The sequence below is a fragment of the Flavobacterium sp. P1_E4 genome, assembly GCF_056405915.1.
In genome coordinates, this window is sequence record NZ_JBFUBE010000010.1 from 24,669 (window position 1) to 46,549 (window position 21,881).

A 21,881-nucleotide genomic window follows, 5' to 3' on the forward strand; every position below is an offset into this window, starting at 1 on the left:
CGCCTTTTTAGGGCGAAACGGGATTTTTTAATAAACTGTTTTATTATTTTGATGTTAATTTACGCCATCACATAAGGTTTTTAATGTAATTGAATAATCTGGATTTAAGGGTTCGTTGGTTTGTGCCAATCTTTGTGAACCTGTATTAGCTGGACATGCAATGTCATTGGTAGCATCATAAATAAGACTTTTCCCTTTTAGACTAATGATAAGTTCTTTGGGAACATAAACTTGAACTTTGGTAACTGAATAACCTGAAGGAATATATCGAACGTAATAACCATCAGGATGCAAAGTCCAGATACCGCTTGGGTAATCCGTTCTTGGAGGCGCAAATCCAGCAAGAATAGCATACTTTTCCATTTCCTGATAGGTGTAGTTTCCAGAAGTAATTAAGCCGCGAATGTTGTTTTCGGCTTCAAATACAGTTTGAACACTTTCGGGTAGTTTTGCTTTAGCTTGATTGATAACATCATCGGGTAAAAAACCTAACGCACCATCTTCCAGTTGCGTTAATTGCTTTTTGGTAAGTAGGGTTATAGCGGTTAGCTTTACCTCAGTACTAAAATCGATGAATTTTGTTTTGGCAATTATTGCCCACAATAAAATTTGGATATTATGTTGGTGTATTTCAGGATGATTTTCAGCACTTTTTAGTATGGCTGTAACAATTTCTTTTTTTGATCCGTTAGTAGGTGCATACATATAGCCATCCCCTTTGGAAGGCGCAAATGTTCCTGCATGCAAACAATAACTTTTATTTGTCATTTCATAATAACCGGCACAAAGCACAAATCCGCCATTGGGTGCTTTAGGTAATAAATATAATGGCTGTGCAACTTCTAATTTGAAAAAAGCAGGCATTTGTGAGCCTTCTTTATTTACATCTTCAAAAGCGGTTGTAATGGCTGCAGGTTTTTTGAATAGTTTGTCAATACCAAGGGTAGAAGCCCCAAGTTTTAATAGATCGGTTGAAATGCCAAATTGAGCATAAGTAGTATTACTGCAAAACAATTGAAAAAATAAGGCTAAGCAAATAAGTTTTATTGATTTCATTACTAAATGATTGGTTATAATTTACGGACCAAATTTAGATTTTTTTAAATTATATTTTAATATTATTTGTATTATTTTTTCTATAAATAAATTAAGGGAATATTGTATTGCAGAGATTCTCTAAAGGTTTTTCAACAGATGATTAAATAAAAAATCCCGAATCATAACGAAACGGGATTTTTTTATGATTGTATATAAATGATTTTATGAAACTGTATTGTCTGCTAATGTTGTTTGTTCTTCGGTCTTAAATACAGTAGTTTGTAACAAATAAGATAATACTATAGTGAGTAATGCCCCAATAAAATTGAGCCATAAATAACCTAGTTTTTCTGCCCCACTTGGATAAATAAAATTGGTGAAATAGTATATGATAAAAATGGCTATTTGACTAATGATAGCACTGAAGTAGATTGATTTTCCTCGTATTTTTTTGGTATAAAAACCAACAAGAAAAATTCCCAGAACAGTACCGTAAAATATGGAGCCGATGATATTTACAAGTTGGATTAAATTTTCAAAAAGCGTGGCAATACAAGCAAATGCAATAGCAATGATTCCCCACATAAGGGTGAAAAGTTTAGAAGCATTCAGATAATGTCTTTCGGATTTTTCTTCTTTGACATTACGTTTGTAAATATCGATGGCTGTTGTAGAAGCCAATGCATTAAGACCGGATGCCGTAGAAGACATTGCAGCAGAAATGATTACCGCCAGCAATAAACCAATAAGTCCTTTGGGTAAATAATGAAGAATGAAATAGAAAAATACATAATCTTTATCATTTGTTTCGGCTTTGTTATCCGCTTTTGAAATTATTTCTCTGGCTTTAGCTCTTAATTCTTTTTCTTTGAGCGCCAAATCGACCAATTCTTTTCGAAGTGTAGGATTGTCATAATCTTGATTGAGTTGATCTATGTATAATAGATTGATTACTTTTTCATCTTCGGATAATCGGTCTAGATTTTTCTGTAAATTTTGATATTCATCTTTGTATTTTGAATTTTCAACCAATATTTTATTGTTTGGATTAAAATTTAAAGGTGTTTCATTGAATTGAAAAAACACAAACACCATTACTCCGGTAAGCAAAATCAAGAATTGCATAGGTACCTTTAAAAGTCCGTTCATGATTAATCCCATTTGGCTTTCACGAACAGATTTTCCAGACAAATAACGACCTACCTGTGATTGATCGGTCCCAAAATAAGCTAAGGCAAGAAAGAAACCACCAGTAATTCCGCTCCAAAAAGTATATTTTTCATCCAAGTCAAATGAGAAATTAACGATATTCATTTTTTGATTGGCACCAGCAATATGCAAGGCATTGTCAAAAGTCATATCATTGGGTAAATAATCAAAAATGAGGAAAAATGTAATCATCATTCCGGCAAGTATGACAAACATTTGTTGTTTTTGAGTGACATTCACAGCTTTTGTTCCACCTGAAAAGGTGTAGACAATAACCAAAATACCGATAATAATATTCATATACGTAAGGTTCCAACCCAATAATGCCGATAAAATGATTGAAGGTGCATAAATCGTAATTCCTGTACCTAAACCTCTTTGAACCAAAAATAAAACTGCGGCTAATGAGCGTGTTTTTAAGTCGAACCTTTTTTCTAAATACTCATAAGCAGTATAAACTTTGTATTTGTGATAGATAGGTATAAAAGTGAGGCATATTACCACCATTGCAATTGGCAGTCCAAAATAGAATTGCACAAATCCCATTCCGTCATGGTAAGCCTGTCCAGGAGTCGAAAGAAAAGTAATGGCGCTGGCTTGTGTTGCCATAACCGAAAGTCCTACAGTAAACCAAGGAGTTTCGTTGTTGCCTAGAATATATTCTTCAACGTTTTTACTACCCTGTGTTTTCCAAGCACCATAAATTACAATAAATAATAGTGTTACTATCAGTACAATCCAGTCAAATAATTGCATAGGTTAAGAGTATAATTTCATAATTAAATAAAAAACAATTATAAACAGAGCATTGGCAACCAGAACTAAGGTATAGTCTTTTGACCAGAATATTTTAGGTTTTTTTGAATCCATGTTTTTCTTTTTAAGGTTTCATTTTTTGATTAGGAATGCTTACCGAAGACTTAATTGAAATCATATTGGATAACAATTTATATGCTCCTGGAACTCCTTCCGGTAATTCTCTAAAAAGGCTCAGACCGGTATAAATATAGTTTCCTTTTCCATAAGGAGCAATCAATAAAGCCCCTTCCTTGGCGTTTTCACCTTTGTCATTTGAAGATAGAATAGGAGTGAAGGCTTTGTCAAACTCTTTTGGGTAATATAATCCCTGTTCCTGTTTCCAACCTTTAAAATCGTTTTGGGTAATTGTATTTGGATAATTTAAAGCGGGATGATTGGGAGCAAGAAAACGGACTTCGGCATTTTCATCGGTTACACGATCACTGGAAATTTTTAGTGGATAGGGAGCAATATTTGATGTAACCAAATCACTGGTAGTATTGTATTGCACAATCATTGTTTTTCCGCTTTTTACAAAATCAAATAAAATATTCTGTTTGTTTGCCAAAGCATCAATAGTATTGTAAGCACGCACACCAGTCATAACTACATCAAAAGAATCTAGTCTCTCCGGTGTTATTTCTTCCGGTTTTAGAAGAGTTACTTTATATCCCATTTGGGTCAAACTTTTTGGCACTTCATCACCGGCTCCCATAATATAGGCGATTTTTTCCTCATTGGTTTTCAAATCAAATCGGATGCATTTTACCTCGGAAGTTTTTAAAATCTGTTGTTTTGTAATATGGTCATAATTGATATTAATTTGTTCCTTATCGAATGTAACTCCATCAATGGTAGCAATACTTTTTCCAACAATTTCACTCATTTGAGCAGGAGGTGTGACTTCAAAATAAACGGTTTGTTCCATTCCTTTTTTGTCTAATTGAAAAGAAATAGACTGAGGAGATACTTTCCAATCTTTTGGTAAATCCAATTTTAAATCTCCTTTCAGATCATTTTTTCCTGCTTTTACAGTTATGCCTACGTATTTTGGTTTGGTATTGGGGAAAAGCAATACTTTATCTTGGATTGTCGTAGTTACTTCGGGAACGATATCCAAGAAATTGTACATTTCACCTTTTACATCATCGTTGTATTTGTAAACAATAGTTCTTTCAAATGGGATTTCAACACCATTAATTTTTACATTAAAAATCACTTTGGCTTCTCTAATAATATCAGGAATTCCAATGTTTTTTTGATCCTCAACGGTGTACAATCCTATTGTTCCTTTTACTTTTAACCAATAAGGTTGCGTGTAGTTTATTGATTGAGGTAATTGTAAATCTAGAGCACTGTTTTGTAATGTGTTGTTTTTTAAATCGGTGTTCAAAACCGTAGTTTTTTGCTCGGGTAAAGTTGTAACACTTGACAGTTGCATGGCTACTGAACTTCTGTTTATTGCTTCCAGATTCAGTTTTACGACACTTCCTGGAGTTGCTTCCTGTGAGTTGGAAACGGCTTCTAAATACAATCCAGAACAGGCTGCAATGATTTTTTTTATTTCTTCAGTTTTTACTATTTTCCAATGATTTTCATCCAAAGCTTGAATCATAGTATAAGCTTTTACCAAATTTGGAATACTAGCTGATGGGTTTTTAAAATCATACTGATTGGCAATAACGGTAATTAATTCACCAATTGGTTTTCCACCTTTTACGCGATTCCAACTAGTATCGATTCCTTCAAAAAGAGATGATTTGTCTTTTAAGGTTTCACCTTTTAGGAACTCTAGATATTCGGTGTCTTCGCCTCGAGATCCAGTGCTACCAAATCCTTGAGATTTATGGCTACTGCGGCTTAATGCAGCTATTTCCTGATTGGATTTTCCTAGGGTAGGGTAGTAAACTCCAGTTGGAATTGCAACCAAATTGGACTTATTGGCTGCATCAAATTTTTCTTTGCTACCATAAAACCACCACGAAGTATTAAAAAAAACGCGTTTGGGCTGCCAAGGCTGTACATATTGTAATTGTTCAGGAAAAGAAGCGGAATTATTAGCCAAATCAAATCCTTCTACACTTAGCATTGCTGAAGACGTGTGATGTCCATGAGTGGTTCCAGGTGAACGATGGTCAAAGCGGTTGATAATAACATCGGGTTGAAATTTTCTAATCGTCCAAACAAGGTCTGCCAACACTTTTTCTTTGTCCCAAATCTGTAATGTTTCTTCTGGATTTTTTGAATAACCAAAGTCATTGGCTCTGGAAAAAAACTGTTCTCCTCCATCAATTTTTCTTGCTTCCAGAAGTTCTTGGGTTCTTATAACTCCAAGTAATTCTCTTAATTGTGGGCCAATTAAATTTTGGCCTCCATCTCCTCTTGTTAGTGATAAATAACCAGTTCTAGCATGAATGTTATTAGCCATATATGAAATTAAACGGGTATTTTCATCATCGGGATGTGCGGCGATATAAAGTACAGTCCCCAAAAAATTAAGCTTCTGAATTTGATTGTAGATTTCTGCTGAATTTGGTTTTTGAGGTTTTTGGGCGTATGTTATCTGTATAGAAAGGACTAAAACTAAAAATGATTTAAAAAAAAGCTTTCGCATATAACAAGATTTATTATTTCTAAAAAAAAAAATAGAATTGTAACTATTAGTTCAAGTCCAAAAATACTAATTAAATAATGGGAATATTTAGCTATAATTCCAAAAGTTATGTTAATGTTTGAGATTTATTAGGACATTTTTTAAAAAATATGCGACTTAAAGATTAACAAATTTGATATAAAATATTAGTTTTCTATGTCAATTATTTAAAAATAGAATGTTAAATTTGAGAATGTTATAATGAAATCATTCATGAGAATTTGAAAATCCCCCTTTGTCTACAATTAACCTAACCAGAATGAATATGAGATACGAGGAAGATGTTTTGAAAAATGGTTTTGAACAAATGACCATTATTCAACCCGATGATTTTGAAGGTAAAGTCACCACTACACTAATCCGAAAAAGAGGTTCTTCAAGAGTAACTAAAGCCATTTTGTGCATTCATGGTTTTAATGATTATTTTTTTCAAGATATTATAGCTGAAGAATTTTTGAAAAAAGGCTATCATTTTTATGCTTTGGATTTAAGGAAATACGGCAGATCTATTTTGCAAAATCATAAGGCAAATAATGTGAGGGACTTATCCGAATATTATGAAGATATTGACAGCGCTTTGGCCATTATTAGAGAAGAGGGAAGTCAAGAAATAGTATTGTACGGTCATTCAACAGGTGGATTGATTATAACTTTATATGCTTCGGATCGAAAGGAGAAGGCGCTTTTTGATGTATTGATCTGCAATAGTCCTTTTTATGATTTTAATGTGCCTTGGATCCAAAAGAAAACGGTTATTCCAGTACTTTCTTTTTTAGGCAGATTAAATCCAAATATTACTTTACCCATCGGGTTTTCAAAATTTTATGGAAAAAGTTTGCACAAGAATGATTTTGGGGAATGGGATTATAATTTGCAATGGAAACCTCATGTTGCGCCATCTATCAATGCTGGATGGATAAACGCTATACACGATGGACATTTGAAAATTGCAAGCGGTATTTCAGTTTATAAACCCATATTGGTTTTGCATTCTATTCAATCAGTAAACCCAAAGTATTGGGGTGAAGAAATGTTTGAGGGAGATGCTATTTTAAACGTAGATGATATTACTGAAAAAGCAAAATTAATTGATTCTCCGCATAAAAAAGTTATTGGTTTTGGAGGAGGAATACATGATTTGGTATTGTCCAGAAAACCAGTACGAAATATTGTTTTTGAATCTATATTTGATTGGTTGGATAAGTATTTGAAGAAATAATTTTCAGTTTAAATAAAAAAAAGCCGCAACACTTTGACATGTTGCGGCTTTTTAAATTATAAAATTTCAATTTTGTTTTAAAAAGGAAATATAGGATTAATGCTTACCTCCTTTGCCATTTCCATGGTGACCATTTCCTCCATGTTTATCATGGTGGCCATTGTCATGATGATCATTGTCATGGTAGTCATGGTCACGGTCATGATCTTCATAACGTACTTGGTATTCACCTCTGCTTTTTTGAGGTTTCCCTTTATACCCTTTATAATATTTCACTTTGTGAGTATTATAATAAGTGTAAGGTGCGTGACCATGATAATCATTCAAAACTACTTTGTAGCCATGATATAAGTCATAGTCTCTGCAATAGCTTGGTAAATATCTGGAACGAATCCATCTTCCATTTCCAAAATAAATATACTGTGCTAACCTGATATCATAGTAAACTTGGATATCTGGTAAATAGTAATATTCCACTTCGTCATAACCGACAGGGCCCCAAACAGGTGGCGTTCCTACATGTACATTTACGTTTGGTGTTCCTATGTTTACATCAACAGAAACTTGGGCCTTTGTTGTACTCGCTGCAAAAAGCAGAAGTCCAGCAGTAATTAATTTAATTGTTTTCATTGTATTTAAATTTAGAGTTGGGTTTAATTTTTAAAGAAATAATGGACCGTTAATCGGTAAACTCATTATTATTGTTAGTAGGTTTTTTAATGACTGAAATTCCTTTTTGAAAAAATAAGTTGTTAGGATAGATAACTATTTCACCTTCTTTTGAACGTATTGTTACGTGAAAAGCCCCAATATCTTCAATTACGCCCTCTACAAGATAATCTTTATCATGGATTAAAATAACATCTCCTATCTTGAACGGAAATGAAAAAAATAAGATGATTCCAGATGTTATATTACTCAAGATTGACCATTGTGCAAACATTGCTACTCCTATCACAGTTGCAATTGACGAAAGTGTAATAAAAATATCTTTGGCTTGAACTCCCCAAATTAATATTAAGGTGATTAAAGCCAAAATATTGATAAGGATATTGATATATTTTATAACTAAATTGGTTCTTCTTTCAATAATCTGACTTGTCTTTGCATATCGTCTCACTAATTTTGAAACAACAGTTCGGGACAAAATGACAATCAAGATCAATACTCCAGTACTTATCTGCTCTTTAAGATATTGATCAAAAAAATCCATTAATTTTTATATTTTTTATAAATTGTTTAAATATTCATATACTTTATCTGTTGGCATTCCCATAACATTGGCATAAGAACCTTCAATTTTTGAAACTCCAATAAAGCCAATCCATTCCTGAATTCCATAAGCTCCTGCTTTATCATACGGTTTATAATTTTCAAGATAATAAAGAATAGCTTCATCAGTTAACGCATTGAAGGTAACTTTTGTTGTCTCGTATATCAAATTTGAAGATAAATTTGTCTTAAAACAAACCGAAGTTATTACTTCGTGCGTCGCATTTGATAACGATTTCAAAATTTCAAAAGCATCCTGATGGTCCTTAGGTTTACCTAAAGCACAATTTTTGTGCCAAACGATAGTGTCACTAGTGACTAAAATTTCATTGTTTTGTAATTCGCCTTCGAAAGCACTGGCTTTCAATTGTGCAAGATAGTTAGTGATTTCTTCTGCTTTTAATTCGGGAGGGAAAACTTCTTCAATTTCTTTTAGTCGAATTTCAAAATCCAAGTCCAAATCCTTAAAAAATTGTTGTCTTCTTGGTGAACCAGAAGCCAATATGAGTTTGTAGTTTTTGAGTTTTTCTTTAAGCATGGTGTAAAATATTATAAGTAACAATCGCAATTGAAAACAATCCAGACAAAATAATTAGTTTTAAAACAGTGCTCAAATGATGAAAATGTTCACTTTTTTTGGCATCAGCCATTTTTACTGCAAAATAAATTAATGGAGCAACTATACTTATTAAGGCATATAGTGTTGCAATATACAAGTCAAATGTAAAAAAGTAGTTTTTGATGTAGAATATCACCATAACCAATGGAATCAAACTCAAAACCAATACTAATTTTGATGTTCGGTTTATTCCCAAAACGATAGGTAAAGTATTCATTCCTTGGTTGTAATCGCCATTGACATCTTCGAGATCTTTTACAATTTCTCTAATAAAATTAATTACAAAGGCGAATAAGGCATAGTCCAAAAGAATAGAAAACAAGTCGGCCATAATGATTCGGTTTCCAGGATTGATAACTGGCAACAGGTCGAAAATCCCAATGATAAGCACACTGAAAGCCAACAAAGATGCCACAATAAAGTTTCCTATAAGTAACATTTGTTTCAAGCTGGTTGCATAAAGATACAAGGTTGCAGAAATGATAATAAAGATAGCCGCAAATCCAGGTTTGGCAATCACATTTGATAAATAGAATCCAGAGCCAACTCCCAAAACGGTACAAACAAAATAAACATTGTAAGCATTGGTTTCGGATATGCTTTTTCCAACAACAACCTGATTGGGTTTGTTGTCATTATCGGTAGCTTGATCCATAATGTTATTGATGACATAACCCCCAGCAGCAATCATAACCGTTGCAAATACCAATAAAAAGTATTGCCAGTCATTAAGTGCCAAAGGAATATTTTGGTAATTTAAAAAACCATAACGAAAAAGCAGTTGCATCAAAGCAAGCATCAATAGGTTTTGGTAACGTATTAATTTGAGGTATTTCATTTTTAATTATAAATTTTTAAATGATGAATTGTAAATTTGAAATTGATTAACCATTAACAATCAATCATTAATAATTAATCAAGTTTTCCGTCAAAATAAGCCATCCATTTTCCTTGTACTTTCATCACTTGCTCAATCACATCACGAGCAGCGCCTTTTCCACCTTTAATGTGAGAAATATAGCTTGAAATAGCTTTGATTTCAGGACTTGCATCTTGAGGGCAAGTAGGCAATCCTACTAATTTCATAACGTGATAATCCGGAATATCGTCACCCATGTACAAAACTTGCTCAGGATTGATTCCATAAACATCGGTGTATTCTTTGAACGTTTTTACTTTATCTGGTGTACCCAAATGGATATCGGTAATTCCTAGATTGCGAAGTCTTACTCTTACACCTTCGTTGCTTCCCCCCGAAATAATGCATACATGGTAACCACTTTCGATGGCAGCTTTCATTGCATAACCATCGCGGATGCTCATGGTTCTTAGCATCTCTCCTTCATTGGTAACAAAAACTGAACCATCTGTAAGTACACCATCTACGTCAAACACAAACGTAGTTATATCATTCATTATTTCTTTATAGCTTTTTGCCATGATTTTGTATAGATTGGGTTAATATTTTATAAATTGTAGATTGATTTTCATTCGATAAAAAAGATTCATGTGCCTCTATAGTCGAAATGTCATTGCGTTTTGCTGGACCCGTTTGAGCGTCTTTTGGTGAAAGTGTCAAGAGTTTTTCTGCAGTTTCCAGAATCAATGGTTTTAAAATATCGAAAGAAACATGGTTTTCCTGGCAAATATCGCTCCCCAATTGGTACAAATAATTAGTAAAATTATTGACAAAAACAGCAGCCACATGCAAGGCTTTGCGTTGGTGGGAATCGATTTTGTATATACTGTCCGAAATGGATTTTGCTACTTTTTCCAATAGCACATAATCGCTTTCAAACTGGGTTTCTAAGCAAAACGGGATCATTTTAAAATCAATTGCTTTCCCTTTGGTAAAAGTCTGCAAAGGATAAAAAACACCCTTTCTGTTTTTACTATCCAATGAAGTTAAAGGCGCACTCCCTGAAGTATGAACAACCAAACGATTTTCAAAAGGTAATTGTGATGAAACAGTTGGAATAGCATCATCGGAAACGGCTATGATGTATAAATCGGCTTCCGCCAAGGCATTCCAATTATTCGTAATTTTACTCGAATCGAGTAGGACTGAAATTTCTTTTTGAGTTCTTGAAAAGACCTGAATGATTTCGACAGCATTGCTTTTTGCGAAAGCATCAATCAGGTGTTGCGCTACATTTCCGGAACCGATAATCGTTATTTTAATCATTTGGCAAAATTAGCAAAAAAAATGAAGTGTTGGTTTCAAATTTTTAATCTCACATATAACTGGCATATGTATGGTTTATTGCTTTTTCTCTAAAAAAAAGACACTTAATTTTGGATTTAATTAACAATTAAGTCCTTAAACAAGTGGACAATTTTGAGTACTTTTGCGACACTTTATTAAAACGAAATCTACTTCCAAATGGATAAAAAATTATTCTCTGTCCTATTTTCTACCAGATTGATGGCTTTATTATTCTTGACTTTTGCAATTGCAATGGGAACAGGAACTTTTATCGAAAGCAAATACAATACCGATACAGCTCGAATTTTAGTCTATAATACTTGGTGGTTTGAAGCTATAATGGGATTTTTTATGATTAATTTCATTGGGAATATCAAGCGCTATCAGTTGTTTAAGAAAGAAAAATGGGCGACTTTAATACTTCATTTGTCTTTCGTTTTTATCATTGCGGGAGCTTTTATTACGCGTTACATCAGTTTTGAAGGAATGATGCCTATTCGTGAAGGCGCTACCGAAAATCAATTTTATTCCGATAAAACATTCCTGACTCTTTTTGTTGACGGAGAATACAAAGGTGAAATGAAGCGCAGAGTTTTTGAGAAACCTCTTTTGTTATCACCAGTAACAGACAATGATTTTAAGATGACAGGTGATTTTGCAGGAACTCCATTTGAGGTACACTACCAAAATTTCATTATGGGTGCTAAAGAATACGTTAAACCAGATCCAAAAGGAAGTTTGTATTTTAAACTGGTTGAGGCAGGTGCGGGTGGCCGTGAAGAACATTTCCTTAAATCAGGTGAAGTTCAAAATATTCATAATGTTCTTTTTGCCCTGAATAAATTTACTGAAGGAGCTATCAATATCAATACCACAAAAGAAAGTTATACCATTCAAATGCCTTTTGAAGGAGATTTTATGAGAATGGCTGATAAACTACAAGGAAAAGTGGTAAAAGATGTTGTGCAACCTTTGATGATGCGTTCATTGTATAGTATCGGGGATATTCGTTTTGTTTTTCCAGAGCCTGCAGTTACCGGAGTAATCGATTATGATTCCAAAAATGATTTTAAAGAAAAGAATCATGAGGATGCTCTTATAGTTAAACTTTCTGCCAATGGAAAAGAAGAATTGGTAACGTTAATAGGTTCCAAAGGAAAAACGGGAGATTCTAAAACAGTTAAGATAGGGGAGCATGAATATACTTTTTTCTTCGGAAGCAAAGCTTATGTGTTGCCATTTAAGATAAAACTAAATGATTTTATTGCTCAAAAATACCCAGGAACTGAGAAAAGCTATTCTTCTTTTGAAAGCCAAGTAACTGTTCAGGATTCAGTAAAACCATTTGATGCGAGAATTTATATGAATCATGTATTGGATCACGAAGGATATCGTTTTTTCCAATCTTCATTTGATCCAGACGAAAAAGGAACGGTATTATCTGTAAATCACGATTATTGGGGAACGACAATTACTTATTTAGGATATTTTTTATTGTTTTTTAGTATGATAGCCCTTCTTTTTACTAAGCATTCGCGTTTTGGTCATCTAAAAATAAAATTAGATGTAGTGAAAGATAAAAAAGCAAAATTACTAACGATTTTGGTATTGTTATTTAGTTTGACTGGTTTTGCACAAGAACATGATCATGACCATTCGAAAGAAAATGCTGGAGAGTCACATGCTGAAAGCACAGGCCATGTGAGAGTAAAACCAACGCAGACACAATTAGATTCGGTGTTGACAACCTTTACGGTTACGCCAGAACATGCAGCAAAGTTTGGTAGATTGATTATTCAGGATGCTGGTGGTAGAATGAAACCAATCAATACTTTCTCTTCTGAATTGTTGAGGAAAGTAAGTCATTCTGATACTTATAATGGAATGAATTCGGATCAAGTGTTTTTGTCGATGACGCAAAGTGCACAATTATGGATTGAAATTCCGCTTATCTACATTAAACCAGGAAATGACAGTATTCGTAAGATTATTGGAATTGATTCCAAAGATAAATTTGCACCTTTTATCTCATTCTTTGACGAAAAAGGAAACTATAAATTATCACCATATCTTGATGCAGCCTACAAAGCCGCAAACCCAAATCAGTTTGAGAAAGATTTTGTTGAAACTGATAAGAAGGTAAACTTGATGGAATCTGCCTTGAGCGGAAGCATATTGAGAATTTTTCCAATACCAAATGATCCAGGCAATAAATGGATTTCCTATTTGGAGCTGGAACATGCCGGTATGAAAGGAATGGATTCTACATATACAAAAAGTATCTTACCTCTTTATTTTGGAACATTGAGCCATGCTATAGAATCCAAAAACTATAAAACGGCCAATGAATTGTTGGAAAGTATCAATGGTTTCCAAAAGAAGTTTGGTAGTAAAGTGAGACCAAGCGAAGATAAAATCAATCTTGAAATTGCATACAATAAATACGATTTACTTCAAAAACTGCCTTACGCTTATATGTTGGCGGCTATTTTAATGCTAATCTTTACCATTCTTAAAATATTTAAGGACTCTAAAGTCTTAAATGTTTTAGTGAATTCGATGCACATATTTATTGCGGTCCTTTTCTTCTTACATACCATTACATTAATTGCTCGTTGGTATATTTCGGGGCATGCACCTTGGAGTAATGCTTATGAAGCTATTGTTTATGTAGCATGGGCGACAATGTTTTTTGGATTGGTATTTGACATTAAATCGAAATTGACGGTGGCTTCGGCAGCGTTTGTAACGGCGATGATCCTGTCGGCAGCTTATGCGAACTGGATTGACCCTGAAATAGCAAACTTGCAACCAGTACTTAATTCGTATTGGTTAATGATTCACGTGGCGATTATTGTAGCTAGTTATGGCCCATTTGCTTTGGGAATGATACTTGGTTTTGTGTCACTTCTTTTAATCTTTTTTACCAATGAAAAGAACAAAGCTATAATGGATTTGAATATCAAAGAGATTACTTATATCAACGAAATGTCATTGACTATTGGTTTGATTATGTTGACTATTGGAAACTTCCTTGGAGGTCAATGGGCTAATGAAAGTTGGGGACGTTACTGGGGATGGGATCCAAAAGAAACTTGGGCATTAATCAGTATTATGGTCTATGCTTTTGTGATTCATGCTCGATTTGTACCTTCGTTAAGAGGTAAATGGACATTTAATTTAATGAGTATGTTTGCTTTTGTATCCATTTTGTTTACCTATTATGGAGTAAACTTCCATTTGGTGGGATTACATTCTTATGCCAGTGGTGAAGCACATTCATTGAGTTGGATTTGGTATTCATTAGGAACAATATCTTTAATTGGAGCTATTACTTATCCAAAATACAGAAAGTTTTATAAGAAGTAATTTTTTGAAGTTATTTATATTAAAGTAAGGTCCGACATTAAGTTGGACCTTACTTTTTTTCTTTTATGCCAAAATGTTTATTTAATTTTTTTAAAATAATACAAAACTTACTTTTAGTTTGAAAATGAGTGTTTTATAGATATAATTTGCTTTTAATTGAGTTTTGGCACGGTGTTTGAAAAGTTATTAATAGATGATTTTATAACTCCAAGATATTGTAGATTAGGTTGGTAGGTTGGTTTACGTTTAAATATCTATAAAATTATCAATTACAATTAGTTAGTAAGATGCTCCTTTTAGGGGCATCTTTTTTTTATATAATTAGCGAAATTTGAACAGCAGATTTTTGATATTATTTTGAGATTAAACTAATCCAATATAAGTTAATAGATTATTGTTTTAAAACAACAGATTTTGAAATATTTAAATGTAATATTAAGATTATGTTTATTTAAATATAATGTGTTTAGTCGATATTATTTATTTTTAATTGAATTTTGGCATAGAGTTTGAAAAGATAGTTATAGATAATTTGATTAGGTTTGGTTACTCTATGTAATTCTAGGTTAGTAAGTTGGTTTTTCGGAGTAATCTACAAAAGTTATCGATTATAGTTAGTAAAAGATGCTCCTATTGGAGCATCTTTTTTTGTTATTATTTTGGTTTGTTGATTTCAGCTGTTATTTTGGAATTTGAGTGCATTGAATTTATTAAATGCAATTATTGTTTATGATATTCAAAAGAATAATTTTTAAACTGATTTTTTGTAGAATAAAATAGTATTAAACTTATTTTTAATGTAAAACAATGTATTTCAATGATTTATTTTGCTTTTAATTGAGTTTTGGCATGGTGTTTGAAAGTCTATTAAAAGATGATTTGATTGGATTTTGTAAATTTTAAATTTGAGAGGTTAGGTTTAAAGTTAGTTTACATGGGGGAATCTAAAAATTGTTGGTTATTATTTAGTTAGTTTAAAAAATGCTCCGTTAAGGAGCATTTTTTTTTTTGAAAATAATTTAGCAATTAAAAACTATACTTTTCCTAAAGTATATAATTGTTCCATAGTTGGACTTAAACTTCCACCTGCTGGTTCTAGTGTAATTCCAAAAGCTTCTGCGTAATCTGCATTTTCAACAGCAAATATTTTTTGATTATTACTGTCAAAATTTTCTAATAATCCAATACTTGTTGGAGTCAATGGATTCAGTTTTAAAGCCCAAACTTGATAAACCATTCCTTTTGGAGGTTCTGGTAATCCACTAGCATCTACATAAACTACTTTGGTTTCTTTGTTCCAATATACTTTAGCAAATGACGTAGGATTTACAGCTTGTCCACTAAGAGCTACAACTGTATTTTTTTCATCTCTTACTACAGCAAGGCTGTTTTCGGTTGCTTTATTTTTTTGTTCTAAAAGTTGTATTTCTTTACTCAGTTTTTCTTTTTCGTTACCAATGCTTACCACTTGGTTATTCGTTTGTCCCAATTGTTGGTATTGATAACCTATTCCGATCAATAAAATAAATGCAGCAGCCCAACCCATATAATTTGACCAATTTCGTGGTTTCATTTGAACGACACCAGAATGTTTCAATTCGAGTTTTGCTTTTATTTTTTCAAAATTTGCTACCGAGTGAAAAGGTGAAAAACTAGAAGATAACGCAACTATTCCTTTTTCGATGGCAATAATTTCGTCATTTATTTCAGGATGATTTTTGGCCATAGTATCCACTTCAATGTTTTCGGCTTCACTGAGTAAACCGTACACATAAAGTTCCAAAATGCCAGATTCTATATATTCTTTCGTATCCATTATAGTTTCAAATAAAGTCTTAAATCGTTAATACAATTTCTATTTTGTGTTTTTACAGTTCCAAGCGGAATGGCCAATTCCTCAGAAGCCTCTTGTTGGGTGTATCCTTTGAAGAACAGTAAATCTATTATCTGGATACATTTTGGCTTTAGCTTTTTGACAAATTCGTGAATACCTATAGCATCAATTTTGTTAACCAGTTTGTTACTGTCGTCTAATAGATGTACGAAATTATCGGAAGAAAGGTTTTTTTGACTGTCATTAAAATTTTTGGACCTCAGTTTATCTATAGAAGTATTTCGAGCAATATTAAGAATCCAAGTATAGAATCTTCCTTTACTTTCGTTATAGGAATCGATATTTTTCCATATTTTGATAAATACATCTTGAAGTACATCTTCAGCTTCTTCTCTGTTTTTTACCAGTACATTAATTACCGCGAACAAACTTTTTGAATACATATCGTAGAGATAGGTAAATGCTTTTTCGTCTTTCTGGTGAATTAAAACTAACAATTCATCTTGAGTCATATTGTCTTTTTTGGTTATTACAAACATATACAATTCCATTTATAAATAGCAGATTATATTTATTATAACTGAAAATTTGTTCTGGTTAAAGAAAATTTGTGATTTTATTGTGTTTTTAAAATACTGTAAATCAGTCTTTTGAAAATTATTTTAATTTTTTATTCACTTTTTTAAAACCAAAAGCAATCCAATCTCGTAAATGCTTTTATAACCTTTTAAATTATAAAAAAATGAAAAAAACAAAAATGATATTAGGTCTGTCACTAGTGGTGATTTCAGGCTTAATCTTAGTAGCAGCGGATCACATTGATGCTCCAGGAACAATGTCAGGCGACGCAGGTGATATTACAGATGTGTACACTTTTCAAGGTCAAGATACCAATAATTTGGTTTTTGCTGTAAATACACAAGGACTATTAAGTCCAAATGCTACAAGTGCAGCAACATTTAAAGAAAATGTGATGGTCGAAGTTAATATAGACAACACAGGGGACAAAGTGGAAGATTTGGTAATTCAAGCCATCAAAAGAGGAGACAAAATGTACTTCTTTGGGCCTTATGCACCAACAACAACAGGGACTTCCAGTATGATTAAAACAAGTGAAGCTTCAGGTGAAGTAGCTATTTCATCTTATGGAACAATGGCTACAGTAGCATCTAAAAATGGAATGAAATTTTTTGCAGGACCAAGAGATGATCCATTCTTCTTTGACTTAGGACAATTCAAATCAATACTCGCAGGGACAGCTACAGGCTTTAACAATCCTGGGACAGATACTTTTGCTGGAACCAATGTACTTTCTATAGTTGTAGAAGTTCCAAAAGCAATGTTAGGCACTTCAAGTACACTAAATGTTTGGGCAGAAACTAAGAAAAAACAATAATCAATTATACTATACTTTAAAATATAAAATTATGAAAGCAAATAAATTAAAAAATATGACACTAGCATTAGTAGTTGCTTTTTTCTCAGTAAACTGTGATAATAATGATGACAATACTAATGATGGTATGACAACAAGTACGGATTTTTCAGGTACTTATGTGCAACAAGATCAAATGGCCAGACCAGCAATTAACACTGTTTTTATTGCATCTGGACAACCCAAAGACGATTTTAATGCGGCTATTCCATCAGCAATGGGTAGCAAATACCAATCCATTTTTCAGTCTCGATTGATGGCACTGAATTCAGGTTATACAACGAATGCGTTAGGACAGGATGCAGCTGCTTTTACAGGACTTTTGTCTACAGATGTATTGAATGTTTCTAAAACTGCCAAGACTACTTTTTTTGACGGAACCAATGTTTTAACTGGACGAGCTTTAGCTGATGATGTTATAGATGTAGAGTTATTATTGATTTTTGGGGGACCAACAGGAACATCAAATGTGGGACTTACTTCAGATCACGTTGATGCAAATGACAAGCCCTTTTCTTCCTCATTTCCATACTTAGCAGCTGCTTGGTAATATTTTATAAAAAACAGAGTGGGTTTTGGACTACTTACTCTGTTTTTTTATTTCAAAACAAACAAATAAACAAACAAACAAAATTGAATTATGAAAACTTTAAAAATAATATCGTTATTGGTTTTTTCAATTCTTAGTAGTTGTAACTACAAACCATCTCAAATAACAAAAACTTCAGATTACGAAAAATATCTAAACATAAAAGAGAATAAATCAATTGATTTTGCCAATACAGAAATAAAGTTTTGGCAAACAAAATTTGATGCGACCCCCAATCAAGTGATTTATCTAGGTATGTTGGCCTCTAATTATAATGTTCTTTTTCAATATACTGGAGACATAAAAGATTTATATAAAACAGAAAAGTTGTTGACAAAATATAATGAAGCATATAAATATTCTCGCGTTTCGACTGTTCGAGCATTGGCAAGAAATTATATTTCTCAACATCGTTTTAAAGAAGCTTTGAATCTTGCTAATAAGGCATTGGCCATTGGCGAAGGCCGAAAAGAAACTCAAAAATTACTGTTTGATGTACAAATGGAATTAGGGAATTATGATCAAGCTTTGAAAAATTTGAAAGCCATTCGGGATATGAATGACTATGATTATTTAATTCGTTTGGCCAAATGGTGTGATCATAAAGGAGATTTGAAAACGGCAATAACTTTTATGGAAAAAGCTAGAGATATCGCCATTGAAGATGATAATAAAGTTTTGAAAATCTGGTCGTATTCTAATTTGGGTGATTTTTATGGGCATGCCGGCAGAATACAGGAATCGTATGATAGTTATTTAAAAACACTGGAAATTGATCCTAATTATTCCTATGCCTTAAAAGGGATTGCTTGGATTGTTTTTTCGCACGAAAGAAATACCACCGAAGCGAATAGAATTATCACGGCTATCGCCAAAACACATAATACGCCAGATTTTTATTTGTTGAAATCACAAATTGCTCAATTCAGTGGTGACAAATCAGAAGAAATAGCCAATAGAAGGGCCTATTTTTCGATGTTAAAAAAATCTGATTATGGAGCAATGTACAATAAATACAATGTTTTGATTTATGCTGATGATAAAACTACTGCTTCAAAAGCTCTAGAAATTGCTAAAATTGAAATTAATCACAGACCAACTCCAGATTCTTATGATTTATTGGCCTGGGCGTATTTGAATTTGGGACAAAATAAGAAAGCTTTAGAAATTGCTCAAAAACATGTGGTTGGCAAATCTTTTGAACCTAAGGTGCAGTATCACTTGGCAATGATTTATAAATCGAACAACATTATGGAACAAGTAGAGCCAATCAAAGAAGAATTACTTTCCAGTACTTATGAATTAGGACCTTCTTTGGAAAAAAATGTAATGAAACTCTAATTAGAAATGAAAAAACAGGTACTAATCCTTCTGATTTTCTTTAATATAACAGTTTTTGGTCAGATTCAAAAAGGAATTATTGTTGATGAAAACGGTAAACCAATTGAAAACGCAACAATTACCAATCTAAAATCGAATACACATTCGCATACCAATGAAATTGGAAATTTTAATATTGATAAGTCGAATGTTGGAGATATATTGAATGTTATTGCATTGGGGCATAAAAAAATCGACTATGTGATAACAGATTCAGAAATTAGTATTGTTATGGAAAGTGATAGTTTTAAATTGGAAGAAGTGGTTATTCAGTCTAAAGTATCAGCACTTAATGTGATTTCCAAAATTGATTTAGAAACTACTCCTGTCAATTCTTCACAAGAAATTTTGCGGAAGGTTCCGGGTTTATTTATCGGTCAGCATGCAGGAGGTGGTAAGGCGGAGCAAATTTTTTTACGGGGTTTTGATATCGATCACGGAACAGATATTGCGATTAATGTAGATGGAATGCCAGTAAATATGGTTTCGCATGCACATGGACAAGGTTATGCAGATTTACATTTTGTAATTCCGGAGACAGTCGATAAAATTGATTTTGGCAAAGGGACGTATTATGCAAGCAAAGGTGATTTTGCTACGGCTGGATATGTCGATTTTGGAACAAAAGAAAAACTGGATTTTAGTAGTATTGGAGTGGAAATTGGCCAGTTTAATACTTTTAGAACGGTGGGATTGTTTGATCTTTTGGGAAACAACAAAAAACAAAGCGCCTACATTGCCACCGAATACATTCTTACTGACGGACCATTTGTCTCGCCTCAAAATTTTAATCGAATCAATATTTTTGGGAAATATTCATTTGTTTTAGAAGATAAAAGTCGCTTTTCAATCACCGCTTCCCGTTTTACAAGTAAGTGGGATGCCTCAGGACAGGTACCACAACGTTTGGTCGACGATGGAACAATTTCCAGATTCGGTTCCGTTGATGATACCGAAGGAGGATCAACTTCAAGATCCAATTTTAATGCTTCAATGCGCAAGCCTATTGATGAAAGTACATTTTTGAAAGCGACTACATTTTATTCGAATTATAAATTTGAACTGTTTTCGAATTTTACTTTTTTCTTGAATGACCCAGTAAATGGGGATCAAATTAAGCAAAAAGAAGAAAGAAATTTATACGGTATTAATGCTGAGCTGAATAAAAACATCAATAAGGAATCGGTTGATTTGTTATTTCAATTAGGATTTGGTGTACGGAATGATGCCACAACCGACACTGAATTGTCCCATACATTGAATAGAATTACAACTTTGGAGGCAATTAAATTGGGGGACATTGATGAGTCTAACATTTTTAGTTATTTGAATACAGAGATTCGTTTGGGCAAATGGTTGATTAATCCTGCAGTTCGATTGGATTATTTTAAATTCGGTTATCAGGATAAGTTAACGGGGAATTACAAAACACAGACAGAAAGTCAAGTAAAGATATCTCCAAAACTGAATTTTGTTTACTCTAAAAATAATGATTTGCAATTTTATCTAAAAACAGGATCAGGTTTTCATTCTAATGATGCTAGAGTTGTTATAGCAAACAATGGAAATGAAATTTTGCCAACCGCGATCGGAACTGATGTTGGTACTATATGGAAACCATTTCCTAGACTAATTATCAATTTGGCTTTATGGTACTTGTATTTGCAACAAGAGTTTGTTTATGTTGGAGATGCTGGAATTGTAGAACCAAGTGGAGAGACAAGTAGATCTGGTTTTGATTTAGGTATCCGTTATCAGTTAAGTGATTATTTCTTTTTCAATTTTGATGCCAATTATACACATGCCAGAAGTATTAATGATCCAAATGGTCAAAATTACATTCCGTTGGCTCCAGATTTTACTTCGACAGCTGGATTAAGTTTTCAAAACTGGAAAAACTTTTCGGGAGGTTTACGTTACAGATATATGAATGACCGCCCAGCCAACGAAGATAATTCAATAGTGGCAAAAGGCTATTTTATAACTGATTTCAATGTTAATTATACTTATAAAAAAATAATTTTTGGTGTCTCTGTTGAAAATTTATTCAACTCAGAATGGAATGAAACCCAGTTTGCCACAGAATCAAGATTGAAGAACGAAACAGCCAGTGTAGAAGAAATTCATTTTACACCAGGAACTCCATTTTTTTTGAAAGTTGGAGTAATCTATAAATTTTAGTCCTAATTTAATTTGTTTGTTTGGAAGCCTGACGTCTTAATTGGTGTCAGGTTTTTTGTTTTATGGTGTGAAAAAACAA

The 21,881-nt window shown here is 32.8% G+C and carries 17 protein-coding genes; 6 read left to right on the top strand and 11 right to left on the bottom strand.

What is annotated here, in order from left to right; translation table 11 throughout:
• Window positions 1-54: 54 nt before the first annotated feature.
• The 3 genes from AC1DY0_RS11110 to AC1DY0_RS11120 all read right to left on the bottom strand — a co-directional run bounded on the left by AC1DY0_RS11110 (window position 55) and on the right by AC1DY0_RS11120 (window position 5,659).
• Window positions 55-1,056, bottom strand: a complete 1,002-nt coding sequence (locus AC1DY0_RS11110; RefSeq protein ID WP_477188665.1) for a hypothetical protein — start codon at window positions 1,054-1,056, stop codon at window positions 55-57.
• Between the two features lie 204 nt (window positions 1,057-1,260).
• Window positions 1,261-3,003, bottom strand: a complete 1,743-nt coding sequence (locus AC1DY0_RS11115; protein ID WP_477188666.1) for a sodium:solute symporter family protein — start codon at window positions 3,001-3,003, stop codon at window positions 1,261-1,263.
• 124 nt (window positions 3,004-3,127) lie between these two features.
• Complete coding sequence (locus AC1DY0_RS11120; protein ID WP_477188667.1) at window positions 3,128-5,659, bottom strand: PIG-L family deacetylase; 2,532 nt, start codon at window positions 5,657-5,659, stop codon at window positions 3,128-3,130.
• 298 nt (window positions 5,660-5,957) lie between these two features.
• Between AC1DY0_RS11120 and AC1DY0_RS11125 the strand changes: the two genes are divergently transcribed.
• A complete protein-coding gene (locus AC1DY0_RS11125) occupies window positions 5,958-6,917 on the top strand; it encodes an alpha/beta hydrolase (RefSeq protein ID WP_477188668.1) in 960 nt (319 codons plus the stop codon).
• A gap of 96 nt (window positions 6,918-7,013) precedes the next feature.
• Here the strand turns inward: AC1DY0_RS11125 and AC1DY0_RS11130 are convergent, their stop codons facing one another.
• The 6 genes from AC1DY0_RS11130 to AC1DY0_RS11155 form a co-directional block, all read right to left on the bottom strand.
• The gene (locus tag AC1DY0_RS11130) at window positions 7,014-7,547 is read right to left on the bottom strand and encodes a hypothetical protein (protein ID WP_477188669.1); all 534 of its coding nucleotides are present in this window, start codon (window positions 7,545-7,547) and stop codon (window positions 7,014-7,016) included.
• 49 nt (window positions 7,548-7,596) lie between these two features.
• The gene (locus AC1DY0_RS11135) at window positions 7,597-8,130 is read right to left on the bottom strand and encodes a mechanosensitive ion channel domain-containing protein (RefSeq protein ID WP_477188670.1); all 534 of its coding nucleotides are present in this window, start codon (window positions 8,128-8,130) and stop codon (window positions 7,597-7,599) included.
• A gap of 15 nt (window positions 8,131-8,145) precedes the next feature.
• On the bottom strand, window positions 8,146-8,727 hold the full coding sequence (locus AC1DY0_RS11140) for a Maf-like protein (RefSeq protein WP_477188671.1): 582 nt from the start codon (window positions 8,725-8,727) through the stop codon (window positions 8,146-8,148).
• Window positions 8,720-9,646, bottom strand: a complete 927-nt coding sequence (locus AC1DY0_RS11145; protein WP_477188672.1) for a geranylgeranylglycerol-phosphate geranylgeranyltransferase — start codon at window positions 9,644-9,646, stop codon at window positions 8,720-8,722. The genes AC1DY0_RS11140 and AC1DY0_RS11145 overlap by 8 nt, the downstream gene beginning before the upstream one ends.
• 74 nt (window positions 9,647-9,720) lie before the next feature.
• Window positions 9,721-10,248 carry a KdsC family phosphatase gene (locus tag AC1DY0_RS11150; RefSeq protein ID WP_477188673.1) on the bottom strand — a complete coding sequence of 176 codons (528 nt, stop codon included), beginning with the start codon at window positions 10,246-10,248 and terminating at the stop codon, window positions 9,721-9,723.
• Complete coding sequence (locus tag AC1DY0_RS11155) at window positions 10,232-10,993, bottom strand: Rossmann-like and DUF2520 domain-containing protein (protein WP_477188674.1); 762 nt, start codon at window positions 10,991-10,993, stop codon at window positions 10,232-10,234. Before AC1DY0_RS11155 ends, AC1DY0_RS11150 begins: the two co-directional genes overlap by 17 nt.
• A gap of 198 nt (window positions 10,994-11,191) precedes the next feature.
• On the opposite strand from AC1DY0_RS11155, the gene AC1DY0_RS11160 reads away from it, so the two are divergent.
• Window positions 11,192-14,383: a cytochrome c biogenesis protein gene (locus AC1DY0_RS11160; RefSeq protein WP_477188675.1), complete on the top strand. Its 3,192-nt coding sequence runs from the start codon at window positions 11,192-11,194 to the stop codon at window positions 14,381-14,383.
• Window positions 14,384-15,416: 1,033 nt separating this feature from the next.
• On the opposite strand, the gene AC1DY0_RS11165 is transcribed toward AC1DY0_RS11160, so the two are convergent.
• Window positions 15,417-16,199 (bottom strand): anti-sigma factor, encoded by a 783-nt coding sequence (locus tag AC1DY0_RS11165; protein WP_477188676.1) that lies wholly within the window; start codon window positions 16,197-16,199, stop codon window positions 15,417-15,419.
• Window positions 16,199-16,729: an RNA polymerase sigma factor gene (locus AC1DY0_RS11170; RefSeq protein ID WP_477188744.1), complete on the bottom strand. Its 531-nt coding sequence runs from the start codon at window positions 16,727-16,729 to the stop codon at window positions 16,199-16,201. Before AC1DY0_RS11170 ends, AC1DY0_RS11165 begins: the two co-directional genes overlap by 1 nt.
• A gap of 230 nt (window positions 16,730-16,959) precedes the next feature.
• Here AC1DY0_RS11170 and AC1DY0_RS11175 point away from each other — a divergent pair, with 230 nt between their 5' ends.
• From AC1DY0_RS11175 to AC1DY0_RS11190, 4 genes are all read left to right on the top strand, one after another.
• The gene (locus AC1DY0_RS11175; protein WP_477188677.1) at window positions 16,960-17,613 is read left to right on the top strand and encodes a DUF4331 family protein; all 654 of its coding nucleotides are present in this window, start codon (window positions 16,960-16,962) and stop codon (window positions 17,611-17,613) included.
• Between the two features lie 31 nt (window positions 17,614-17,644).
• Window positions 17,645-18,202 carry a DUF4331 family protein gene (locus AC1DY0_RS11180; protein WP_477188678.1) on the top strand — a complete coding sequence of 186 codons (558 nt, stop codon included), beginning with the start codon at window positions 17,645-17,647 and terminating at the stop codon, window positions 18,200-18,202.
• Between the two features lie 90 nt (window positions 18,203-18,292).
• Window positions 18,293-19,582 carry a tetratricopeptide repeat protein gene (locus tag AC1DY0_RS11185; protein ID WP_477188679.1) on the top strand — a complete coding sequence of 430 codons (1,290 nt, stop codon included), beginning with the start codon at window positions 18,293-18,295 and terminating at the stop codon, window positions 19,580-19,582.
• 6 nt (window positions 19,583-19,588) lie between these two features.
• The gene (locus tag AC1DY0_RS11190; RefSeq protein WP_477188680.1) at window positions 19,589-21,802 is read left to right on the top strand and encodes a TonB-dependent receptor; all 2,214 of its coding nucleotides are present in this window, start codon (window positions 19,589-19,591) and stop codon (window positions 21,800-21,802) included.
• Window positions 21,803-21,881: the final 79 nt, after the last annotated feature.